The organism is Pseudoalteromonas sp. JC28, assembly GCF_013319255.1.
In the GTDB taxonomy this organism is placed as follows: domain Bacteria; phylum Pseudomonadota; class Gammaproteobacteria; order Enterobacterales; family Alteromonadaceae; genus Pseudoalteromonas.
On the sequence record NZ_QOKX01000001.1, the window covers coordinates 620391 to 641531 of the forward strand.

At 43.5% G+C, this 21141-nt stretch carries 19 protein-coding genes; 3 read left to right on the forward strand and 16 right to left on the reverse strand.

Annotated elements, in window-relative coordinates:
• Positions 1–90 precede the first annotated feature (90 nt).
• The 5 genes from hflD to cspD all read right to left on the reverse strand — a co-directional run bounded on the left by hflD (position 91) and on the right by cspD (position 5617).
• Positions 91–693 (reverse strand): high frequency lysogenization protein HflD, encoded by a 603-nt coding sequence (gene hflD / locus DS891_RS02745; RefSeq protein WP_010604919.1) that lies wholly within the window; start codon positions 691–693, stop codon positions 91–93.
• Positions 693–1793, reverse strand: coding sequence for a tRNA 2-thiouridine(34) synthase MnmA (mnmA, locus tag DS891_RS02750; protein ID WP_174168780.1), 1101 nt, complete (start codon positions 1791–1793; stop codon positions 693–695). The genes hflD and mnmA overlap by 1 nt, the downstream gene beginning before the upstream one ends.
• Positions 1794–1907: 114 nt before the next feature.
• The gene (locus DS891_RS02755) at positions 1908–2576 is read right to left on the reverse strand and encodes a pseudouridine synthase (protein ID WP_174168781.1); all 669 of its coding nucleotides are present in this window, start codon (positions 2574–2576) and stop codon (positions 1908–1910) included.
• 111 nt (positions 2577–2687) lie between these two features.
• On the reverse strand, positions 2688–4907 hold the full coding sequence (locus DS891_RS02760; protein ID WP_174168782.1) for an NADP-dependent isocitrate dehydrogenase: 2220 nt from the start codon (positions 4905–4907) through the stop codon (positions 2688–2690).
• Between the two features lie 491 nt (positions 4908–5398).
• Positions 5399–5617 carry a cold shock domain-containing protein CspD gene (gene cspD, locus DS891_RS02765; protein ID WP_010379294.1) on the reverse strand — a complete coding sequence of 73 codons (219 nt, stop codon included), beginning with the start codon at positions 5615–5617 and terminating at the stop codon, positions 5399–5401.
• A gap of 199 nt (positions 5618–5816) precedes the next feature.
• Here cspD and clpS point away from each other — a divergent pair, with 199 nt between their 5' ends.
• Both clpS and clpA read left to right on the forward strand, forming a co-directional pair.
• Positions 5817–6134, forward strand: a complete 318-nt coding sequence (clpS, locus tag DS891_RS02770) for an ATP-dependent Clp protease adapter ClpS (RefSeq protein WP_010379297.1) — start codon at positions 5817–5819, stop codon at positions 6132–6134.
• Positions 6135–6162: 28 nt separating this feature from the next.
• Positions 6163–8427 carry an ATP-dependent Clp protease ATP-binding subunit ClpA gene (gene clpA, locus DS891_RS02775; protein ID WP_010604915.1) on the forward strand — a complete coding sequence of 755 codons (2265 nt, stop codon included), beginning with the start codon at positions 6163–6165 and terminating at the stop codon, positions 8425–8427.
• A gap of 486 nt (positions 8428–8913) precedes the next feature.
• Here the strand turns inward: clpA and infA are convergent, their stop codons facing one another.
• From infA to trxB, 4 genes are all read right to left on the reverse strand, one after another.
• Positions 8914–9132 (reverse strand): translation initiation factor IF-1, encoded by a 219-nt coding sequence (gene infA / locus DS891_RS02780; RefSeq protein ID WP_002962494.1) that lies wholly within the window; start codon positions 9130–9132, stop codon positions 8914–8916.
• A 304-nt stretch (positions 9133–9436) separates the two neighbouring features.
• The gene (locus DS891_RS02785; protein ID WP_010604914.1) at positions 9437–10168 is read right to left on the reverse strand and encodes an arginyltransferase; all 732 of its coding nucleotides are present in this window, start codon (positions 10166–10168) and stop codon (positions 9437–9439) included.
• Positions 10161–10877, reverse strand: coding sequence for a leucyl/phenylalanyl-tRNA--protein transferase (aat, locus tag DS891_RS02790; RefSeq protein WP_010604913.1), 717 nt, complete (start codon positions 10875–10877; stop codon positions 10161–10163). Before aat ends, DS891_RS02785 begins: the two co-directional genes overlap by 8 nt.
• Positions 10878–10966: 89 nt before the next feature.
• Positions 10967–11920, reverse strand: coding sequence for a thioredoxin-disulfide reductase (gene trxB / locus DS891_RS02795; RefSeq protein ID WP_174168783.1), 954 nt, complete (start codon positions 11918–11920; stop codon positions 10967–10969).
• Positions 11921–12206: 286 nt separating this feature from the next.
• Between trxB and pssA the strand changes: the two genes are divergently transcribed.
• Positions 12207–13532 (forward strand): CDP-diacylglycerol--serine O-phosphatidyltransferase, encoded by a 1326-nt coding sequence (gene pssA / locus DS891_RS02800; RefSeq protein WP_174168784.1) that lies wholly within the window; start codon positions 12207–12209, stop codon positions 13530–13532.
• 52 nt (positions 13533–13584) lie between these two features.
• Here the strand turns inward: pssA and asnB are convergent, their stop codons facing one another.
• The 7 genes from asnB to DS891_RS02835 all read right to left on the reverse strand — a co-directional run bounded on the left by asnB (position 13585) and on the right by DS891_RS02835 (position 21103).
• Entirely contained in the window at positions 13585–15255 is a 1671-nt protein-coding gene (asnB, locus tag DS891_RS02805) for an asparagine synthase B (RefSeq protein ID WP_174168785.1), read from the reverse strand.
• Between the two features lie 188 nt (positions 15256–15443).
• The gene (pcp, locus tag DS891_RS02810; RefSeq protein ID WP_010604909.1) at positions 15444–16106 is read right to left on the reverse strand and encodes a pyroglutamyl-peptidase I; all 663 of its coding nucleotides are present in this window, start codon (positions 16104–16106) and stop codon (positions 15444–15446) included.
• Positions 16106–17116: a DUF979 domain-containing protein gene (locus tag DS891_RS02815; protein ID WP_174168786.1), complete on the reverse strand. Its 1011-nt coding sequence runs from the start codon at positions 17114–17116 to the stop codon at positions 16106–16108. The genes pcp and DS891_RS02815 overlap by 1 nt, the downstream gene beginning before the upstream one ends.
• A complete protein-coding gene (locus DS891_RS02820; RefSeq protein ID WP_010372454.1) occupies positions 17113–17871 on the reverse strand; it encodes a DUF969 domain-containing protein in 759 nt (252 codons plus the stop codon). The genes DS891_RS02815 and DS891_RS02820 overlap by 4 nt, the downstream gene beginning before the upstream one ends.
• Positions 17864–18802 (reverse strand): biotin-dependent carboxyltransferase family protein, encoded by a 939-nt coding sequence (locus DS891_RS02825; RefSeq protein WP_174168787.1) that lies wholly within the window; start codon positions 18800–18802, stop codon positions 17864–17866. Before DS891_RS02825 ends, DS891_RS02820 begins: the two co-directional genes overlap by 8 nt.
• Positions 18796–19446 (reverse strand): 5-oxoprolinase subunit PxpB, encoded by a 651-nt coding sequence (gene pxpB / locus DS891_RS02830; RefSeq protein WP_010604906.1) that lies wholly within the window; start codon positions 19444–19446, stop codon positions 18796–18798. Before pxpB ends, DS891_RS02825 begins: the two co-directional genes overlap by 7 nt.
• Positions 19447–19588: 142 nt before the next feature.
• Positions 19589–21103 carry a leucyl aminopeptidase gene (locus DS891_RS02835; RefSeq protein WP_174168788.1) on the reverse strand — a complete coding sequence of 505 codons (1515 nt, stop codon included), beginning with the start codon at positions 21101–21103 and terminating at the stop codon, positions 19589–19591.
• Positions 21104–21141 lie beyond the last annotated feature (38 nt).

Below are 21141 nucleotides of genomic sequence, written 5' to 3' on the forward strand. Positions count from 1 at the left end.
GCTATTTAGTTGTTCTAAATAAGAAATTCTTAGCCCTGTTAGCGTCAGATTTGCTCCTTCAAATTGAGCAAGTATTAAGACAAATTGGTATTACATATAACTTTTTGCAGCAGTAATGATTTTCTTTTTCGCAAAAAAGAAATGACGACGTTTACCGCCGAGCTGGCGCCACAATACTGCACTACGGATCCCCGCAAGTAATAGCGCCCGAATTTTTTGTTGTGTTGCTGTTTGTTTTAATAGCTCAGGCTTACCGAATACTTGGATCTTAGGGCCAAGAGGGCTTATTACTTGACCGTAAATGTCGGCAAGTGCGGCAACAACTTGGCTTTCACAGATATCAAAGTGTAATAACTGGCGCTCAACTTGCTGAATTTTTTGTGCTAACAAATCAAGAGATTTGCTATCGTTACTTAGCACTCGCTCTAATTGCATCATCGCGCCAACATATTTAACCATTTCAACGTCTTTTTCGCCGCCAGCCGAAAGCTGCTCAATTAGCGTTCGACAGCCTGTTTTGATGGCAAATTTGTCTGGGTAAACGTCCTCTGGGCGTTCAGGAGAAGTATTAATAATGCTTTTTAAAAAGCCCTCAACTTCATTTTCATTGAAGGTGCCGTAACGCGCACATTTTTGTACCAGTTTACTGATCTGACACATTGCCGCCAGAGGCATTACGTATTGGTTTTGCATTATTTAATCACCGACTCAATAATACCGCCGCCAAGGCACACGTCATTTGCGTAGAATACCGCAGATTGTCCGGGAGTTACGGCTTTTTGTGGCTCATCGAATAGCACACGTGCCATACCATCTTGGCCAACTAATAACGTACAAGGGATGTCGGTTTGGCGATAACGTGTTTTTACCGTGCAGCGAGTTGTACCTTGCGGACCTACGCGGTCGACCCAATGTAGTTGATTTGCGTTTAGACCATTGCTGAACAGGCGAGGGTGGTTTTTACCTTGACCAACAACCAGTACATTACGTTCGATATCTTTATCTACCACATACCAAGGTTCGCCGTTGCCTTCTTTAGAACCACCAATTAATAGACCCTTACGTTGACCTAGCGTGTGGTACATCAAGCCTTCATGTTCACCAACACGATTACCTTCGCAATCTTCAATCACACCAGGCTGTGCGGGCAAAAATTTGGCAAGGAAGTCTTTAAATTTGCGCTCACCGATAAAGCAGATCCCGGTTGAATCTTTTTTATCGTGTGTGATTAAGCCTTGGTCTTCTGCAATTTTACGCACTTCTGGCTTTTCAATTTCACCCACAGGGAAGAGTGTTTGCGCAATATGTTCATGGCTTAATGTGTAAAGGAAATAGCTTTGATCTTTGTTCTCGTCATCTCCACGAAGCATAACGAATTTACCGTCACGCTCTGCGCGACGAACATAGTGGCCAGTTGCGATATAGTCTGCACCCAACGCTTCTGCTGCAAACTGTAAAAAGGCTTTAAATTTGATTTCTTTGTTGCACATGATGTCTGGGTTTGGTGTACGGCCAGCCTTGTATTCTTCAAGGAAGTGTTCAAACACATTATCCCAGTATTCAGCAGCAAAGTTTACGGTGTGTAGCTCAATACCTAGCTTATCACACACTGCCTGGGCATCTTTTAGATCATCAGCTGCTGCACAATACTCATCATTGTCATCTTCTTCCCAGTTCTTCATAAACAGGCCTTCTACTTGGTAGCCTTGTTGTTTTAAAAGGTAGGCAGATACAGAAGAATCTACACCGCCGGACATTCCGACAATGACTTTAATGTGACTATTATCGCTCATAATTTCGCTATTAATCTTAATGCTCAGATAGAAAGCGCTTATTATACTCAAATCTCTTTAAATTGCACGTCCGTGAGGCGTTCAAGCGCAGGAGAAAAGTCCTAGTAGAAAATGCTAAAGCACTCGATATTCACCGTTTTTAAGATCGCCCAGACTATATTCACCTATTTGTGCGCGAATAAGTCTAAGCGTGGGATGACCAATATGCGCCGTCATACGACGAACTTGTCTATTACGCCCTTCTTTGATGGAGATAGAAAGCCAGGTTGTTGGGATATTTTTGCGTTCTCTTATCGGCGGGTTACGCGGCCAAACATTGGGCTCAGTTATTACTTCCACTTTGGCAGGTAAAGTTGGACCATCTTTTAGTTCTACACCGTTTCTTAGCGCGTTTAGGCATTCGCTACTTGGCTCTCCTTCGACCTGAACCCAGTAGGTTTTATATGTCGATTTTTTAGGAGAAGTCAGGGTGTTTTGTAATTTACCGCAGTTGGTAAGTAGCAATAGCCCCTCACTATCTCTATCCAAGCGACCTGCAGCATAGACATCTTTGATATCAATAAAATCAGCCAATGTTTGACGATTTTGATCATCAGTAAACTGACACAAAACATCAAAAGGCTTATTAAATAGAACGACTTTTACTTGCTCTGGCGGTAGGGCGGGTTTTGACAGCCGATTAGTTATTGGCTTTTTCCGTGCTGTGTTGTGTCTAGAGAATGCGGGCTTATTAGCATGTGATTTTCTTTTGTTATTTGTATTGGCTCTACTACTTGTGTTCATCGCCACATTCCTAAGGTTCACGAAAAATGGCATTTTAGCGCAATTGCTCCTGAGTGTCGCCTGCAAGCAAAAAAGCGACCCTCAGGCCGCTTTTTGACTGTTATCCGAAGATTACAGTGACGCTAGTACGTCGTTAAATACCGCAGAAGGACGCATAGCTGCGAACGCTTTGTCATCTTCAGGCTGGTAATAACCACCAACATCCATTGCTTGACCTTGTGCTTCATTTAGTGCTGCAACAATATCAGCTTCTTTTGCTGTTAGTTCCGCAGCAACATTTTCAAACTTAGCTTTAAGCTCTGCATCTTTGTCTTGTGCAGCCAGCTCTTGAGCCCAGTACATTGCAAGGTAAAAATGGCTACCGCGGTTATCAAGCTCTTTCACTTTACGTGAAGGTGACTTGTTTTCATCTAAGAATTTAGCCGTTGCTGCGTCTAGTGTGTCTGCAAGTACTTGTGCCTTAGCATTACCCGTTGTTTGGCTCAAATGCTCAAAAGAAGCAGCAAGTGCAAGGAATTCACCTAGCGAGTCCCAACGCAAGTGGTTTTCTTTTTCGAACTGTTGAACGTGTTTAGGCGCAGAACCACCCGCACCAGTTTCAAATAAGCCACCGCCATTCATTAGTGGAACGATAGATAGCATTTTTGCACTCGTACCAAGCTCTAAAATTGGGAATAGGTCAGTTAGGTAATCACGTAACACGTTACCCGTTACTGAAATAGTATCTTCGCCCTTTTTCATGCGCTCTAGAGAGTATAGCGTTGCATCCACTGGTGCTTTGATTAAGATTTCAAGGCCATCAGTGTCATGCTCAGGCAGATATGCGTTTACCTTTTTGATAAGTTCAGCGTCGTGAGCACGGGCTTCGTCTAACCAGAAAACGGCAGGTGTATTCGTTGCGCGAGCACGGTTAACCGCTAGTTTTACCCAGTCTTTGATCGGTGCATCTTTCACCTGACACATACGCCAGATGTCGCCTTCTGCAACAGTGTGCTCAAGTAAAGTGTTGCCCGCCGCATTTACAACGCGGATTGTGCCAGCTGATGGCGCTTCAAACGTTTTGTCGTGTGAACCGTACTCTTCCGCTTTTTGTGCCATTAGACCGACGTTAGGGATCGTACCCATAGTACGTGGGTCAAATGCACCGTTTTCTTTACAGAAATCAATCGTTGCGCCGTACACACCTGAGTAACAACGATCTGGGATCACAAAAGCCGTATCTTGTTGTTTACCTTCAGCATTCCACATCTGACCGCTTGAACGAATTGCAGCAGGCATTGATGCATCAATGATCACGTCACTAGGTACATGCAGGTTTGTAATACCACGGTCTGAGTCTACCATCGCGATATCAGGTGCTGTCTCGTAAACGGCTGCAAGGTCAGCTTCGATTTCTTTGCGCTTCGCATCGTCCAACGACTCAATTTTTGAGTACACGTCGCCAACACCGTTGCTTGCATCAACACCGATTTCAGCAAATGTCGCCGCATGCTTTTCGAATACGTCTTTGTAGAATACTTTTACAGCATGACCAAAGATGATTGGATCTGACACCTTCATCATTGTTGCTTTCATGTGTAGCGAGAACAAAACGCCTTTATCTTTTGCTTCTTGTACTTGTACTGCTAAGAATTCACGTAGTGCCTGTACACTCATACGAGAGGCGTCAATGATTTCACCCGCAAGTAGTGGCGTGCTTTGTTTTAGTACGGTGATGTCACCATTGTTCGCTACGTGCTCAATACGAACATCAGTCGCTTCAGCAACCGTTACCGACTGTTCAGAACTGAAGAAGTCACCGTCAGCCATTGATGCAACATAAGACTGTGAGTCTTTAGACCAAGCACCCATTGAATGTGGGTTTTTACGAGCATAGCCTTTGACTGAAGTTGGAGCACGGCGGTCTGAGTTACCTTCACGAAGTACAGGGTTTACTGCACTACCTTTGATTTTGTCATAACGCGCTTTAACATCGGCTTCTTCGTCTGTTTTTGCTTCAGAAGGATACTCTGGAAGCGCGTAACCTTTAGCTTGCAATTCTTTAATTGCTGCACGAAGTTGTGGAATTGAAGCACTGATATTAGGTAACTTGATGATGTTAGCTTCAGGCGTTTTAGCAAGTGCACCTAGCTCAGCGAGTGCATCACCAATACGTTGTTCTTCTTTTAAGTACTCAGGGAAAGTCGCAATAATACGTCCTGCAAGTGAAATATCGCGAGTTTCAACTTCGATATTTGCAGGCTTAGTGAATGCTTGGATGATTGGCAATAGCGAGTAAGTTGCGAGAGCCGGGGCTTCATCTGTTTTGGTATAGATAATTTTCGATGTCATCATCATTCCTAGATAGTTGTGGGCTTTTACGCCGTTCAACAATTGCTAATAGGACTAAGCAACGCAATTTTCACACTCAACAACGTGTCGTTGTCGCTGGTTAAAACGGGACCAGTTCACTAAGCGATTAATGAAAGGTGCAAAAAACCTCGACAATCCTCGTTAGAATCGATGCCTAGGTAGCGCAGCATTAGCAAGTTTGTTAGGTATTTATACTTTTGGCTTATTACAATAACTGGTATTCATTCAGCATTGAAATGCATCAAGTAGCAATATCTAATCAACCTGAAATTGACTTTGCAAGCGTGCTTTAGTCTAACAGTGTTTGCATATGGGGGCTAATTATTAAATTTAAAGTGTAAAAGTGAAAAGTTATAACAAACGTGATAAGGAGAGATTGAAGATTTCTTTTAGTTATTGTGCAGATATTCAAAAAAGAGGAATAAGCGAGCACTCATGTAACCCGCTTTAGCCAAAAACTACGTTAACACTTAAACAACATCTTCCGTAATTGGAGCGATGTTGGTTGCGTGTAGACCCTTAGGTCCTTGTTGTAGCTCGAATGATACATCCTGACCAGCTTTAAGCGTCTTGTATCCATCCATTACAATCGTTGAGTAATGAGCAAAGATATCTTCGTCACTGCCGTCTTCTACGATGAAACCAAACCCTTTGGCGTTATTGAACCATTTGACTTTTCCGCAAGCCATACTTCTACATCCTTCTATAAGTTGACTAAATTAATGTTAATCTACTCTTTTAATTTTGCTAAACTGCCCATAGATTAGACAGTCATGTAAGACTGTAGTTTATATGAGCAAGCAGTCAAGTTTTTTGCTCTTTTTTTTAACATTTTATTTATTTCTCAAATCTATTTGCTTGAGTATATAAGACAAGACTATATTTATTATGAGTGGGACAAAAGATTCGGGTGTATTGGACGCCGTTCGCGAGGAACAGAAGCAGCAGCTTCAACCGCCGCGAAAATATAAAGTGATTTTAAACAATGATGATTACACGCCCATGGATTTTGTTGTCGAGGTATTGACGACATTCTTCAATATGGATAGCGAGAGAGCAACTGAGGTGATGCTTGAAGTGCATCACAAGGGAAAAGCGGTATGTGGAGTATACCCTGCTGACATAGCCCATACCAAGGCTGAGCAGGTAAACCGATATGCTCGTGACAACGAGCACCCGCTGCTCTGTAGTTGTGAGCAGGAATAACCTATAAATTTCTTGTTGGGGGTTGCCAATGCTAAACAAAGACTTAGAACTTACTCTTAACGCCGCGTTTCGCGAGGCCCGTTCTCGCCGTCATGAATTTATGACGGTTGAGCATTTATTACTTGCATTGATCGATAACCCCTCTGCTAGTGAGGCGCTTGATGCCTGTGGTGTCGATATGGATACCTTGAAGCGCGAGTTATCAGAGTTTATTGATGAAACAACGCCTGTTATTCCTGATTTAGAGGAAGACAGAGAAACACAACCAACACTTGGTTTTCAGCGTGTATTACAACGCGCTGTATTCCATGTTCAATCATCTGGTCGCTCAGAAGTAACAGGGGTAAACGTGCTTGTCGCGATTTTTTCTGAGCAAGAAAGCCAAGCTGTTTATTTACTTAAGAAAGCCGACGTTAGTCGTCTAGATATTGTTAATTTCATTAGTCACGGTATCTCTAAAATTGAAGATGATCACGAGCGAGACGATCATGAAGAGATGCAAGACGATAGCGGTGAAATGCAACAGGAAGAGAAAACCAAGCTGGAAAATTTCACTTCTAATCTAAATATTCAAGCGGAATCTGGACGTATTGATCCGTTGGTTGGTCGTGATGAGGAAGTTGAGCGTACGGTTCAGGTGCTGTGCCGTCGTAAGAAAAATAACCCGTTACTCGTTGGTGAAGCGGGGGTTGGTAAAACCGCGATTGCTGAAGGTTTAGCTTATCGGATCGTCAATAATCAGGTACCTGATGTAATTGCTGACGCTGTGGTTTACTCACTGGATATGGGAGCATTACTTGCGGGTACAAAATATCGCGGTGACTTTGAGAAACGTTTTAAAGCGCTACTGAAAGAACTTCAGTCAAAGCCTCATGCGATATTATTTATTGACGAAATCCATACCATTATCGGCGCTGGCGCTGCTTCAGGTGGTGTGATGGATGCATCTAATCTAATTAAGCCACTGTTATCGAGTGGACAGCTTCGCTGTATGGGTTCGACAACATATTCTGAATTCAAGAATATCTTTGAGAAAGACAGAGCATTAGTGCGCCGCTTCCAGAAAATCGACGTGGTTGAACCAAGTGTTGAAGATACCACGAAGATCTTACATGGCTTGAAAGAGCGTTATGAAGAGCACCACGGTATTCGTTACACGCAAAAAGCGTTAAAAGCGGCAGCTGAGCTGAGCGCTAAATATATTAATGAGCGTCATTTGCCTGACAAAGCAATCGATGTCATTGATGAAGCGGGTGCAAGTCAAAGGCTACAGCCAACTTCAAGACGGAAGAAAACGATTAATGTGTCGGACATTGAAGCTATTGTGTCTAAAATGGCGCGTATTCCACAGCAAAGCGTATCATCTAGTGATAAAGAAACGCTTAAGAATCTTGATCGTAACTTAAAGATGTTGGTGTTTGGCCAAGATGAGTCGATTGACGCGTTAACATCAGCAATTCGCTTATCACGCTCAGGCCTTGCTAATGAAGACAAGCCTGTAGGTTCATTCTTGTTTGCAGGTCCTACTGGGGTTGGTAAAACCGAAGTAACCAAGCAACTTGCTAAGTGTATGGGCATAGAGTTTATTCGCTTCGATATGTCTGAGTACTCTGAGCGCCATGCCGTTAGCCGCCTAATTGGTGCGCCTCCGGGGTATGTTGGCTTTGAGCAGGGTGGACTGTTGACCGAGGCTGCAATCAAGCATCCTCATGCAGTGGTGTTACTCGATGAAATAGAGAAAGCACACCCAGACATCTACAACATTCTATTGCAGGTTATGGATCATGGTACGCTAACAGACAACAATGGTCGTAAGGCAGACTTTAGAAACATTGTGTTGGTGATGACAACAAATGCGGGTGTGCAAGAGACTGTTCGTCAATCGATTGGATTCCAGCAGCAAGACTACTCTCATGATGCCATGGTAGAAATCAATAAGGTGTTCACACCAGAGTTTAGAAACCGCTTGGATAACATCATTTGGTTCAACCACCTAGAGAAAGAAGTTATCTTGCAAGTTGTTGATAAATTCATTGTTGAATTGCAAGCGCAGCTTGATAAGAAGTCTGTTAATCTGGAACTTACGGCGCAAGCACGAGATTGGCTGGCAGATCTTGGTTACGACAAGGCAATGGGGGCTCGTCCAATGGCGAGGGTTATTCAGGACAACCTGAAAAAGCCTCTTGCCAATGAAATCTTGTTTGGTCATTTGTCTGATGGTGGGACGGTAAAAGTCACAGTGAAAGACAACAAGTTGTCCTTTGATTACCAAACGGAAGCGGTGTCAGCATAAGACCTTTGAACTATAGGATAAAAGCCCAGCACTGCTGGGCTTTTTGTTATCACTGAGTTTGATGCGGCATTACCGTCTTTTAAACTCAGCGTTAGTCGTTCGTGTATACTAATTGCTTGAGTGAACTTGGTATACCTAAGTAACATCAGTATGTTGAAGTCGCTTGGGTATCAACGTGTTTACGGCATCAACTTAGTATAAATCTACACACGCAGATTAACGAGCACGGAAGACCATGGTGCTCCCTTTGAACGCTGAGGTTAGGGCTAGATAATAAATTCAAACGACAAAAAGCCCAGAATAGCTGGGCTTTTTGTTATCACTGAGTTTGATGCGGCATTACCGTCTTTTAAACTCAGCGTTAGTCGTTCGTGTATACTAATTGCTTGAATGAACTTGGTATACCTAAGTAACATCAGTATGTTGAAGTCGCTTGGGTATCAACGAGTTTACGGCATCAACTTAGTATAAATCTACACACGCAGATTAACGAGCACGGAAGACAATACGTCCCTTTGATAGGTCGTAAGGCGTCATTTCAACAGTAACTTTGTCACCAGTCAAAATACGGATGTAGTTTTTGCGCATTTTTCCAGAAATATGTGCAACAACCACGTGACCATTTTCTAGTTCAACACGGAACATTGTGTTTGGTAGCGTGTCAAGGACCGTGCCTTGCATTTCAATTACGTCTTCTTTCGCCATGTGTAGCGTATCACCTCTTGGTTAAATTAAACGATGCAGATTTTGCCCAAAAGCGGGGAATAAGTAAAGTTACAAGCTGATTTTTTGTTAATTTGGTCGTTTATTCAGCCAGTTTTACTAAAGTTTTTCGCTTCTATTCCTAACGCATCTCAAAATCTGGAGCCATATTACTAGGCAAGGGCGCTATTCTAGCATAGGAAAGTCTGCTAGTAACGCATGTTTTTTGTCCATGCAACGGGATAATAAGGGTGTAAAAGGAGAAGTATTCCTGCATTTGAGCTTAAGCATGCAGGAATACTAAGCACTAACCACAAGATTGCGGGGGAGCGGGATCAATATCTTGCCAAATATCTTTAACTAACTTTTGTGCTGGAACAAATTGGGTTTTGTAACGCATTTTTTTACATTCGTCGATTTGATAACCCAAGTACAAATAGGGTTTATTCTGTTTCGCCGCCTGTTCTAACTGAGCCATGATCATGATAGTACCGATACTTAGTGATTCATACTCAGGATCGAAAAAGGTGTAAATAGCAGACAATGAATAGGGCATTGAATCTGTGACCGCCACTGCAATTAATTTATCTTTGTGCCATAGCTCGATAAAGACGATGTTCATCCAACGACAAAATAAGAAGCTTTCGTACTGGAGACGGTTAGGTGGGTACATAGAGCCATCGCTGTGGCGTAGACTGATATATTTCTCGTATAACGGATAGTATTCAGGCCGCTCCTGATGGCTAATAATAAGCTGATAATCTTGTTTTAATTTATTACGTTTGCGCTTTTGAGATTTACTCGGTTTAAATTCTTGAGTTAATACTCTTACTGATTGACAAGCTGAGCATGCGGGACAGTGCGGACGATAAATCTGGTCTCCACTGCGGCGAAACCCTAATGCTAACAATTGTTCAAATCTATCTGGGCTGTAACAATTTGGGTCTAGAATAACCAGTAACTGTTCCTTCTGCTCAGGTAAATAACTACAACTAAATTGTTGGCTCAGTCCGATTTTAGAAGGAAAGTGTTCATTCATAGATAGCTTTCAACTCCTGAGGCTGCCACATTGATGATGGGATCTCAAATCGATCCGCCAATCTAAGTCTAGTCAAAAACTCGCTCCTTGGTACAACTTTTAATCCCAAACTTGTTAAATAAGGATTTTCGAGTTGGCAATCAATAAAATGTGCTTGATGGGCTTTGAGCCAATTAACCAGTGCCCACATCGCCATTTTGGACGTATTAGGTAAGGTGTGGAACATAGATTCACCACAAAATACACCGGACTGCATGATGCCATAGAGCCCGCCAACGAGGTTGCCTTTATCCCATACCTCCACACTATGTGCTAATCCCTGAATGTGTGCTTGCTGATACGCAGCCAACATCGCATTCGTGATCCAAGTTCCTTCAGCGGCCATTCGTTGATTTCTACAAGCTTGAATCACTTGTGAAAAGGCGGTATTGATTGTGACGGTCGGACTGAGTTTGCGTTGGGCTTTTCTTAGCGTTTTACCACAATGAAAATCTTGAAGCTCCAAGATCCCGCGTTCGCTTGGGCTCCACCACATGATTGGCTCACCTTCATTAAACCAAGGAAAGATCCCATTGGCATAAGCGTTTTTCAGTCGTTTTACCTGTAAACACCCGCCAATGGCAAGCAGTCCATCTGGTTCAGACAAGGCATAGTGATTTGGCGGAAAGCGAAAGTCATCGCGGGCGAGATGGAACAGTTGTTGGATCATTGAACAAACTACAAGATTGTTATTTATTTCAATATAGCAAATTAAGGCAAGGAGGGAAGTGGGCCAGTCTAGACCGACCCATTTATCTATTATTTTTGGCTGTCTAAGAAGCGCTCTGCATCTAGTGCTGCCATACAGCCTGTACCTGCTGAGGTAATTGCTTGACGGTAAATGTGGTCAGACACATCACCTGCTGCAAATACACCTTCAACACTAGTCTGTGTTGCATTACCATTGAGGCCTGATTGCACTACCAAATAACCATCTTTCATCTCTAGCTGGCCCTCAAACATATCTGTGTTTGGTTTGTGACCAATCGCGATGAAAACACCAGCAAGATCAAGCTGCTCTGTCGCTTCTGAATCAGCATCTTTGATACGAATACCAGTAACACCCATCTCATCACCTAGCACTTCATCTAGTGTGCGATTTAGGTGTAATACTACGTTACCGTTCGCCGCTTTATCCATTAAGCGATCGGCAAGAATTTTCTCACTACGGAAAGAATCGCGGCGGTGAATAACATGTACTTCTTCAGCGATATTTGATAGGTAAAGTGCTTCTTCAACCGCGGTATTACCACCACCAACAACCGCAACCTTTTGACCACGATAGAAGAATCCATCACAAGTTGCACAAGCAGATACGCCACGGCCTTGGAACGCTGTTTCAGACTCAAGACCAAGGTATTTAGCAGATGCACCTGTTGCGATGATTAACGCATCACAAGTATAAGTGCCTTGATCGCCAGTGAGTGTGAAAGGGCGCTTCGTCACGTCAACTTTGTTGATGTGATCGAAAATGATTTCAGTTTCAAAGCGCTCTGCGTGCTCTTTCATACGGTCCATAAGAGCTGGACCCGTTAAACCATGTGCATCACCAGGCCAGTTCTCGACTTCAGTAGTTGTAGTCAGCTGACCACCTTGCTGCATACCTGTGATTAGTACTGGGTTTAAATTTGCCCGTGCTGCGTATACCGCGGCAGTGTAACCCGCAGGACCCGAACCTAAAATCAACAGTTTGCAGTGTTTTGCATCGCTCATGTAATTTTCCTAACTAAATTCTAAAAAATGCTATTAAGCAAAAGTTTGTTCGATTCTATGTAATTCAATAGGGAAGTAAATAAAAAACCGTAATCTGATTTGGTATAAATTGGCAAGTTGTCAAAAAATTTGTACTGTTTTGTTTTAAATCGACTACAGATTGAGCAATCTTGTTCGGGACTAGCAAAAAACAGCAGTATTTCATGACCTCAGGTTTTTTTTTTGATATGTTTTAGAGAATTTTGTTTTGCTATCAAGAGTTGATAGCCTAATTGAAAAGGTACATATGGCATTTTGGCAGAATACCCCAGGCTTCGGGTTAAGTGCACAAGATTGTGAGGTGTTAACTGATGCTAAGCAATATCATCAGACACTTTTACAACTGATCTCACAGGCAAAAACGCGTATTTATATCACCGCACTTTATTTACAAGATGATGAGGCGGGTCGTGAGATATTGCACGCATTGCACGAGGCTGCACAGCAAAATCCAGACTTAACGGTAAAAGTGTTGGTTGATTTTCACCGTGCGCAACGCGGCCTCATTGGCGCTGAAAAGTCAGAAGGCAACGCCAAGCTATATTGTGATTTAAAAGAGCAGCTAGGCACTCAAGTTGAAGTGTATGGTGTGCCGGTAAAAGCAAAAGAACTTTTTGGCGTGTTGCATTTAAAAGGCTTTGTTATTGACGATATCCTGCTTTATAGCGGTGCTAGTTTAAATAATGTCTATTTGCATCATGATGAAAAATACCGTCTAGACCGCTATTTTGTGATTAAACAAGCACAGCTCGCGGATAGCTTTTGCCACTTTACCGATCAAGTGCTGATAGCGTCTGACGCAGTACCTAGACTCGACATCCGTCCATTACCTACTTTACTCGACATTCGTACTGAGCAAAAACAGCTGATGAAACAGTTGAAAAAGGCCAGTTATGATATTTCAAAGGCGAACAGTCGGGAGGGTCTAACGGTTCGTCCATTTTTAGGTTTTGGTCGTAGAACTAATAAGCTAAACCGTCTTATTAAGGCGCTTTTCGATACCACAGAACAAGAGTTAGTACTTTACACCCCTTACTTCAATTTTCCGGCTCCTTTACTTCGCTCATTACGTCGTTTACTGAAAACAGGCAAAAAGGTGACAATAGTGGTGGGGGATAAAACGGCAAATGATTTCTATATCAGTCCAGAGCAGCCATTTAGCCGAATTGGTGCGCTTCCTTATTTGTACGAAACCATTTTGTATAAATTTATCAAGTCTCAACGCCGCTTCATAAACGCCGGATTGCTGGATGTGTATCTGTGGCAAGATGGCAACAACTCGTTTCACTTGAAGGGAGTGAGCAAAGATGGTGATACGCATTTAATGAGTGGTCATAACCTCAACCCAAGGGCGTGGGGGTTAGATATTGAAAATGGTATTCTAATAGAAGATCCCGACAAAGCACTGTTGCCTCAAATCGAGTTAGAAAAACAAGAGATATTAAAACATTGCCGTCGCATCGATAGCCACGACGATCTCGAGACACTAGCGGATTATCCAGCACCTGTGAAAAAACTTCTTGGCCAGGCTAAGCGTGTGAAAGTCGACTTTATTATCAAGCGTTTTATTTAATTCAAACACTGTCAGTTTTTTAAAAAGGGACGAGCGTCCCTTTTTTACTTTCTTATTTTTGATTATACGCTTCGTTGTGTGAGCTTGCTGCGCGACCTGATGGATCGGCATTGCGCTGGAAAGACTCGTCCCAAGCAAGCGCTTCGGGCGTTGAACACGCTACAGACTTGCCGTGAGGAACACACTTAGCTGCCGCTTCTCCTGGGAAATGCGACTCAAAAATGGTGCGATAATAATAGGCTTCTTTGCTATCCGGTGTATTGATTGGATAGCGGTAGTGGGCGTTTTCAAGATCCGAATCGCTCACTTGCTGACTGACATACTCTTTTAGCGAATCGATCCAGCTATAGCCTACACCATCAGAAAATTGTTCTTTTTGGCGCCACAAAACGTCATCGGGTAAATAGCCATCAAACGCCTCACGGATAATGTGTTTTTCGATACGGCCATCTTTACACATTTTATAGTCTGGGTTGGTACGCATGGCAATATCGATAAATTCTTTATCTAAGAAGGGAACACGTGCTTCAACCCCCCAAGCTGCCATCGACTTATTTGCACGTAAGCAATCAAACATATGCAGTTTCGAGACCTTTCGGTTTAGCTCATTGTGAAACTCCTCTGCATTTGGTGCTTTATGGAAATACAAATAGCCGCCAAATAGTTCATCTGCCCCTTCACCGGATAGCACCATTTTAATGCCCATTGCTTTAATGTAGCGTGCCATGAGGTACATAGGAGTAGAAGCGCGAATGGTTGTGACATCGTAGGTCTCTAGGTGATAGACCACCTCTTTAAGGGCATCGAGCCCTTGTTGGACGGTAAAGTGAATGGGATGGTGAACTGTGCCGATTTTATCCGCTACCTTTTGTGCTGCAGCGAGATCGGGTGAGCCTTCCAAGCCAATGGAAAATGAGTGAAGTTTTGGCCACCAAGCATCGGAAGCATCATCATCTTCGATACGCTTTGCTGCGAACTTTTGTGTGATAGCGGAAATCACTGAAGAATCGAGACCACCAGACAACAACACGCCATATGGCACATCGCACATCAATTGGCGTTTTACTGCGGCTTCTAGCCCATTTTTAACCGCTTCGGGGCTGGCCTCATTGTCTTTTACAGCACTAAACGCTTGCCAGTCGCGTTGGTAATACTCTCTTGGACCCCCTTCTTTTGAATACCAATAATGGCCAGGAGGAAACTCTTCAATTTGTGTACAAATAGGTGTGAGCGCTTTCATTTCGCTGGCGACATAGAGGTTACCGCTTTGATCACGGCCAGTGTAAAGTGGAATGATACCGATATGATCACGACCAATTAAAAAGGCATCTTCCGTTTCATCGTACAAACAAAATGCAAAAATTCCATTGAGATCATCTAGAAACTCAGGGCCTTTTTGCTTGTATAGCGCCAAGATCACTTCACAGTCTGACTCTGTTTGAAATTCAAATGGAACGGTCAGTGCTTTTGCAAGCTCTTTATGATTATAAATTTCACCATTTACCGCCAAAATATGTGTTTTTTCAGGGTTAAATAATGGTTGTGCGCCGCTAGAAACGCCGACAATTGCCAAACGTTCATGAACTAGGATGGCTTTTTCACTTGAATATACCCCTGACCAGTCGGGGCCACGGTGTCTTAATTTTTTTGACATTTCGATCGCTTGCTCACGAAGTGCAAGGGGATCGGTCTTGATGTCAAGTACGCCGAAAATTGAACACATATTTCCTCATTCCTATTGATGTGTTGATAATATCAACAAATTATTATTGCTCACGGAAGCATAGTTACCATGAGATAGTTTAAGTTCTACCAAAAATAATTTGATAAGTCACACAATGAAATAGAGAAAATGTGAATTTTTTGTGATGTGCAATGGTGCAATCTTGCACCATTTTGGGGCATTACTTATTAGTGTGTCGTTCCAGCGACAAGCTTAATATCTTGCTTTTGTGTAATGGCACTGGTTAATAGGATTTTTATTCCTTTAACTAGGGTGTCAATGTCCATACTGGGTGCACCAGGGTGGTGCGCCGCTTGGGAGGGCAAGTATGGAATATGCACAAAGCCACCACGGCACGCTAAGTCATGTGTACTAAGATAGTGCAGTAATCCATACATCACATGGTTGCACACGTAAGTGCCCGCAGTATTAGAAATACTTGCAGGAACTCCCGCCTGAATCGCACTACTTAGCATACTTTTTATTGGTAAAGAGGCAAAGTAAGCATCGGGTCCGTGTGTAACGACTGGTGTATCTATCGGCTGGTTTCCTGCGTTGTCGGCTATTCTGGCATCGTTAACGTTAATCGCGATACGTTCGATGGAGATATCACAGCGTCCACCAGCCTGGCCTAAACAGATCACGATGCTTGGGTGATACTTATCTATCGCTTGTGTTAAAGACTCAATACTTTTGTCAAATTCACAAGGTAACTCTTTTGTGTGGATCAGGTGGCCTTCAATGGTCTCACCTTCTAATAGCTGAGCTAATTGCCATGAAGGGTTGATGGACTCACCACCAAATGGGGTGAACCCAGTAACGAGGACACAAGGTTTACTGTAACTGGACATTAAAAAACGACTCCGTACATAAGAAAAATATTAATCACCAATAACGTTATAGCGGTTGGTATTTGCACTTTAATGACTTGGTATTTATCTTTTAAATCTAACAGTGCCGCTGGCACTATGTTGAAGTTAGCGGCCATCGGTGTCATCAGTGTTCCACAATAACCCGAATACATGCCAATTGCTACAAGCGGTGCAGGGTCAGCGCCGTGGCCTTGGATCAAAAATGGCAGCGCAATACCCGCCGTCATTACCGGAAATGCGGCAAAAGCATTGCCCATTATCATGGTAAATAGCGCCATGCCCACACAATACAGTACAACGAGCATAAAACGGTTATCTGGCGAAATAAACAATGTCACTAAATCTTGGATAGCAGTGCCTGTGTTGGCGACGATAAATACACCGCCAAGCATTGCTAACATCTGTGGCAATATTGCTGCCCAGCCTATTGAATCGACTAAGCGACGAGACTCAGAAAGTGCTTGTAGTGGACTGCCTTTGGTTATTTTCCAGCTCACCAGCAATGCGATGGTGCAAGCGAGTGTCAGTGCTGAAAGCGTCACATGTTCCTGATCGAATAGATAAAAATCGCCGAGCTGGATCTCACTTAAGATGATAGTGCAGATAACGGTAACTATTGGAATAAGTACAGCAGGAACAAACAATTTATTACCAAACCGATTTGCATCCTCTGTTTTGGCTCGTTCGCACGGCATGTCGTAATTTCCCATGGAAACCATATTCATACCTGCAAGTAGTGCGATGATCACCACGTTGATGCCAATCCATAAATAAGTATTTCGCTCACCAATCAACGCGGCAGAAGCATCACCAAAGATAAAGACAGTGCCAAATAAAAACCAAAATAGGGCGGTGGTGAGGCGCTTAGGATGGGCCTTATCTTGTAGCGTTTTCACCACTAAAAACATCACAATAAAGCCAATTAATAAATAGATGTTGTCAATTGAAAGTAAGCTAGATTGCGCGTCAGGAGTGTTCATTAAGCTCATAATGACTCCTCCTTAAGCGCTGAATTTGTATTGCTAGGTGTTTGCTCTTCTTCGCTTTGTTGCTGCTGACAGCGCGCAATTTCTGCCCGGATTTTTGCCTCAAATCGCGCTAACCGGAAAAGATGAACAATGAGCGCGGCAATTGCGGTTGGTATTGCCCAAAGTCCGATATGTAGCGGTTCAATCCCGGCAATGCCGTTTTCTTTTAAAAATGCATCCATCAGTAGTACAGCACCAAAGGCGATAAAAATATCCTCACCAAAGAACACGGCGATGTTATCGCAGGCCGCAGCATGTGCGCCTATCATGTCTTTTACATCTTGTGGCAGGTCGCCGTATTGGTTTGCCGCAGCGCCTATCGCCATCGGAGCGAGCAGTGGTCTAACGGTTTGCGCTTGGCCCGCTAAATTGATTAACCCCAGCGCAGCGGAGCACTCACGGACCACAAAATACATACTTAAAATTCGAGAAGTGGTTGCCCCTTTTATGCCCGCAACCCAAGCTTTAGCGCGCTGCTGTAAGCCGTAACGTTCTAAAATTGCAATCACGGGTAAGATAAGTAGAAAGCTTGCAAGCTGGCGAGAGTTCATAAACTTTTCGCCAAAGGTGGCAATTAAGTCGACAAAGTCTATCCCAACGGCAAAACCAGTAACTAGACCTGCCGAGGTGACAACCAACAAGGGATTAAACCTCAGAGCAAAGCCAATAACAATCACAGCAATGCCCGAAAGAGGAAGGAGATTTAGCTCAGTCATTTTGTTGTTCTTTATTTTTAAGCGCTAGCCTTAGCTGATTGAGATGCGCCTGTACTCGGTGAGATTCCTTTGCTGCATCTATAAGGGATGTTGATTTTAAATGGATACAATCGCCCGCGCCCAATTGGCTCAAGTGGCGCATATCGGCTTGAATGATGGTACCAATAATTGGATAACCGCCTGTGGTTTGGCAGTCATTCAATAGGATAATGGGCTCGCCACTAGGGGGGAGCTGAATAACGCCTGGGTGGACAGCTTGGGTTGCAATATTATGTGCATGCACTAGGCTACTATGGCCACTTAGGCGAATACCCATACGATTACTGCTGGGATTTACTTTCCAAATGGTGTCGTTTAATACACTCAGTGTCTGTTTGGAAATTAACTCGAGATGTGGGCCTGGGATAAAATGAATGAGCTTTTCGTAGCTGGGCTGCAGGCCACCAACGGCGTCCTTGGCAGTGCTTGGCGTGTAGCTCAGCTTGTCCCCTTGTTTAAGAGCTCGGCCGCTTATACCCCCAAAGCCTGCCATGAGATCGGTTGAATAACTCCCAAGCAGCTTGTCTATGTTGGTAAATCCACCTTCGACCACCAAATAAGCGCGTAAACCATCGCGGTTTTGTTTAAATGTTAGCTTATCTCCAGCTTTTGCCCTGTAGCGCCAGCAAGGGTATATCACTTCATCGTTTAAAGCAGCATTGAGATCTGCCCCTGTGATAACAAAGTTAGTGGGGGCGTGGAAGTGAAACTCACATAAGCCAATGGTCACTTCAATAGCTGCATTATCGTCGTCATTTGACAAGAGTGTATTTGCAAGTTTAAGCGCAACAGGGTCGATGACACCTGCTTGACTTACTCCTAAGTGGCGAAGTCCTTGACGGCCAATGTCTTGAATAGTTGAAAGTGGCCCAGGTTTAATAACTTCTAGCATGATTTCTCCACAAAACGCACGATATCTCCTGGTTGCAGCAAGCTTGCTGACGCAGAATTTGGGTCAAATAGCGTAGTATTGGTTTGTCCAAGTAAATGCCAGCCACCGGGAGATTGACTCGGATAAATTGCACTGTAGCTGTCTGCGATGGCAATACTGCCTTTGGGGACTTTGGTAATTGGTGTGGATTTTCTGGGTAATTGAAGCGCAGCTGGTAACCCTGACAAGTAAGCAAAACCGGGTAAGAAGCCAATAAATTGTACTTGATAATCAACGCTTGAGTGTAGCTCGATAAGCTGTTTTGGTGTCAGTTGTAATTCGTCCGCTATGCGTTCAAAATCCTGTCCGAATTCTTTGCCATAAAACACCTCAATATGATGGTGTGTAGGCTTTACCTCTGCTACCTCTAGATCTTGCCAATGTGCTTGGATTTTATGTTGCCACGGATCGGCTTTACGGGGGTCTTTTAAATAGGCAGTAACGGAAGATTTGGCAGGCACCACATCAATAAAATCACCGCTACTATCAAGCCATTTCTTGAGGGCGAACAGTCGTTGATTAATTGGACTTTTGCTATCAGGCAAACATGTTGCATTTACAACAATTGCTTGCTCACCTAATAGATAACAACTCACATCGGACATAGACAATAACAATTGGTTGCTTTGGTAAACGTTATATTTCTTATAACACACCTCGCAATTGAAACGAAGTTATTGCTATCAGTTGCCATTTTGTTGCAGTCACAAAAAAGCCGTGTTTAAACACGGCTTAAAATCTGAGGATTTATTTAGCAGTTAATAGCCACTCGCTTAAGAGGCGAACGCCATAGCCTGTACCACCAGTTGGTACTTCGTCTTTGGCTGAGCTTGAAAGTGCGTTACCGGCAATATCGATATGAACCCAACGGGTGTCACCTGCAAATTGTTGTAGGAAAGTCGCAGCAGTTGTTGCACCAGGACCACCTGAACCTACGTTTTGGAAATCGGCGATGTCAGATTTTAGTTTGTCCTTATAGCCAAGCGGTAGACGCCATACGTTTTCGTTCACAACCTTACCTGCGTTGGTAAATTCTGTAATTAAGCTATCATCTTCAGAGAAAATTGCTGAATATTCATTACCAACAGCACGAATTTTAGAGCCCGTTAATGTCGCGACGTCAATCATGATCTCAGGGCTGTAATGTTTACGTGCATACCACATCGCATCAGACAGCACCAAACGGCCTTCAGCATCTGTGTTGACCACTTCTACGCTAATACCTTCTGCAGTGCGCAGTACATCACCCGGTGCAATTGCATACTGAGACACCATATTTGCCGCCATACCCATGACTGCTACCACGTTTACGTCTGCTTTGCTTAGCGCCATTGCTTTTACCGTACCAAGTACGGCAGCTGCGCCCGCCATGTCAGATTTCATGCGTGCGATCGAAGCGCCGGTTTTGATGCTATAACCACCAGAATCGAAAGTAATACCTTTACCGATCAGGGCAATTGGTGTCTCGCTGTTACCTTTATAATGTGCAACAACTAAGCGAGAGCCGTGCTCACTACCACGGCCAACGCCCTCAAGCGCACCCATGCCAAGTTCTTTAAGTTCAGCTGGTGCTAGTACTTTTACTTCAACGCCATATTGTTCAAGTTCCTTTGCCGCTTTTGCAAAGTCTACAGGAGTCATTTCTGTTGCGACTTCAGAGGTTAAGTCGCGCGCTAAAAACACGCCAGCTTGAATGTGTTGTAGTGCTTTATACTGAGCCTGTGTTGCTTGTTTATCGGCAACGTCGAAGTGATAGCTTACGTTAAAAGTGTTTGGCTCTTTTTTGTATACTTCGAAGGTGTGGTCACGAAGGTTTGCACCGTGTGCAAATTGTGCTGCTAGTTCTGCATTTGAAAGCGCTCCCTCAACGTCTTCGAATGCAACCGCAACATTCTCCAGCTTTTTACCTTCGAATTTAGCGTGTAGGTTACCACCAAGTTTGGTCATTTTGCTGGCGTTGAGTTCGCCTGCGTCACCTAAACCAACAATGAAGATACGCTTATAATCAGAGTCTACAGGTGCTAATACTTCAACTGTTTTGCCATACGCGCCTTTAAAATCTTCAGCAGCAATTGCGCGCTCCAATTGTTTACGAGTGTCTTTATCTAGGAACTTTAGGTTACTTTGGTTTTCACCAGCTTGAAAAAGTACCAGTGCATCAGCGTCTGCAAGCTTGGTATTGAACTCAAAGTCAGCGGCATTTGCAGAAGTCATACTGGCAACCGCCAGCGCTAAAGCAGAAAAACGCGTAGTCAATGACATAATTTTATCCTCAGATAACTAAAATTGCGGCGTTTTTA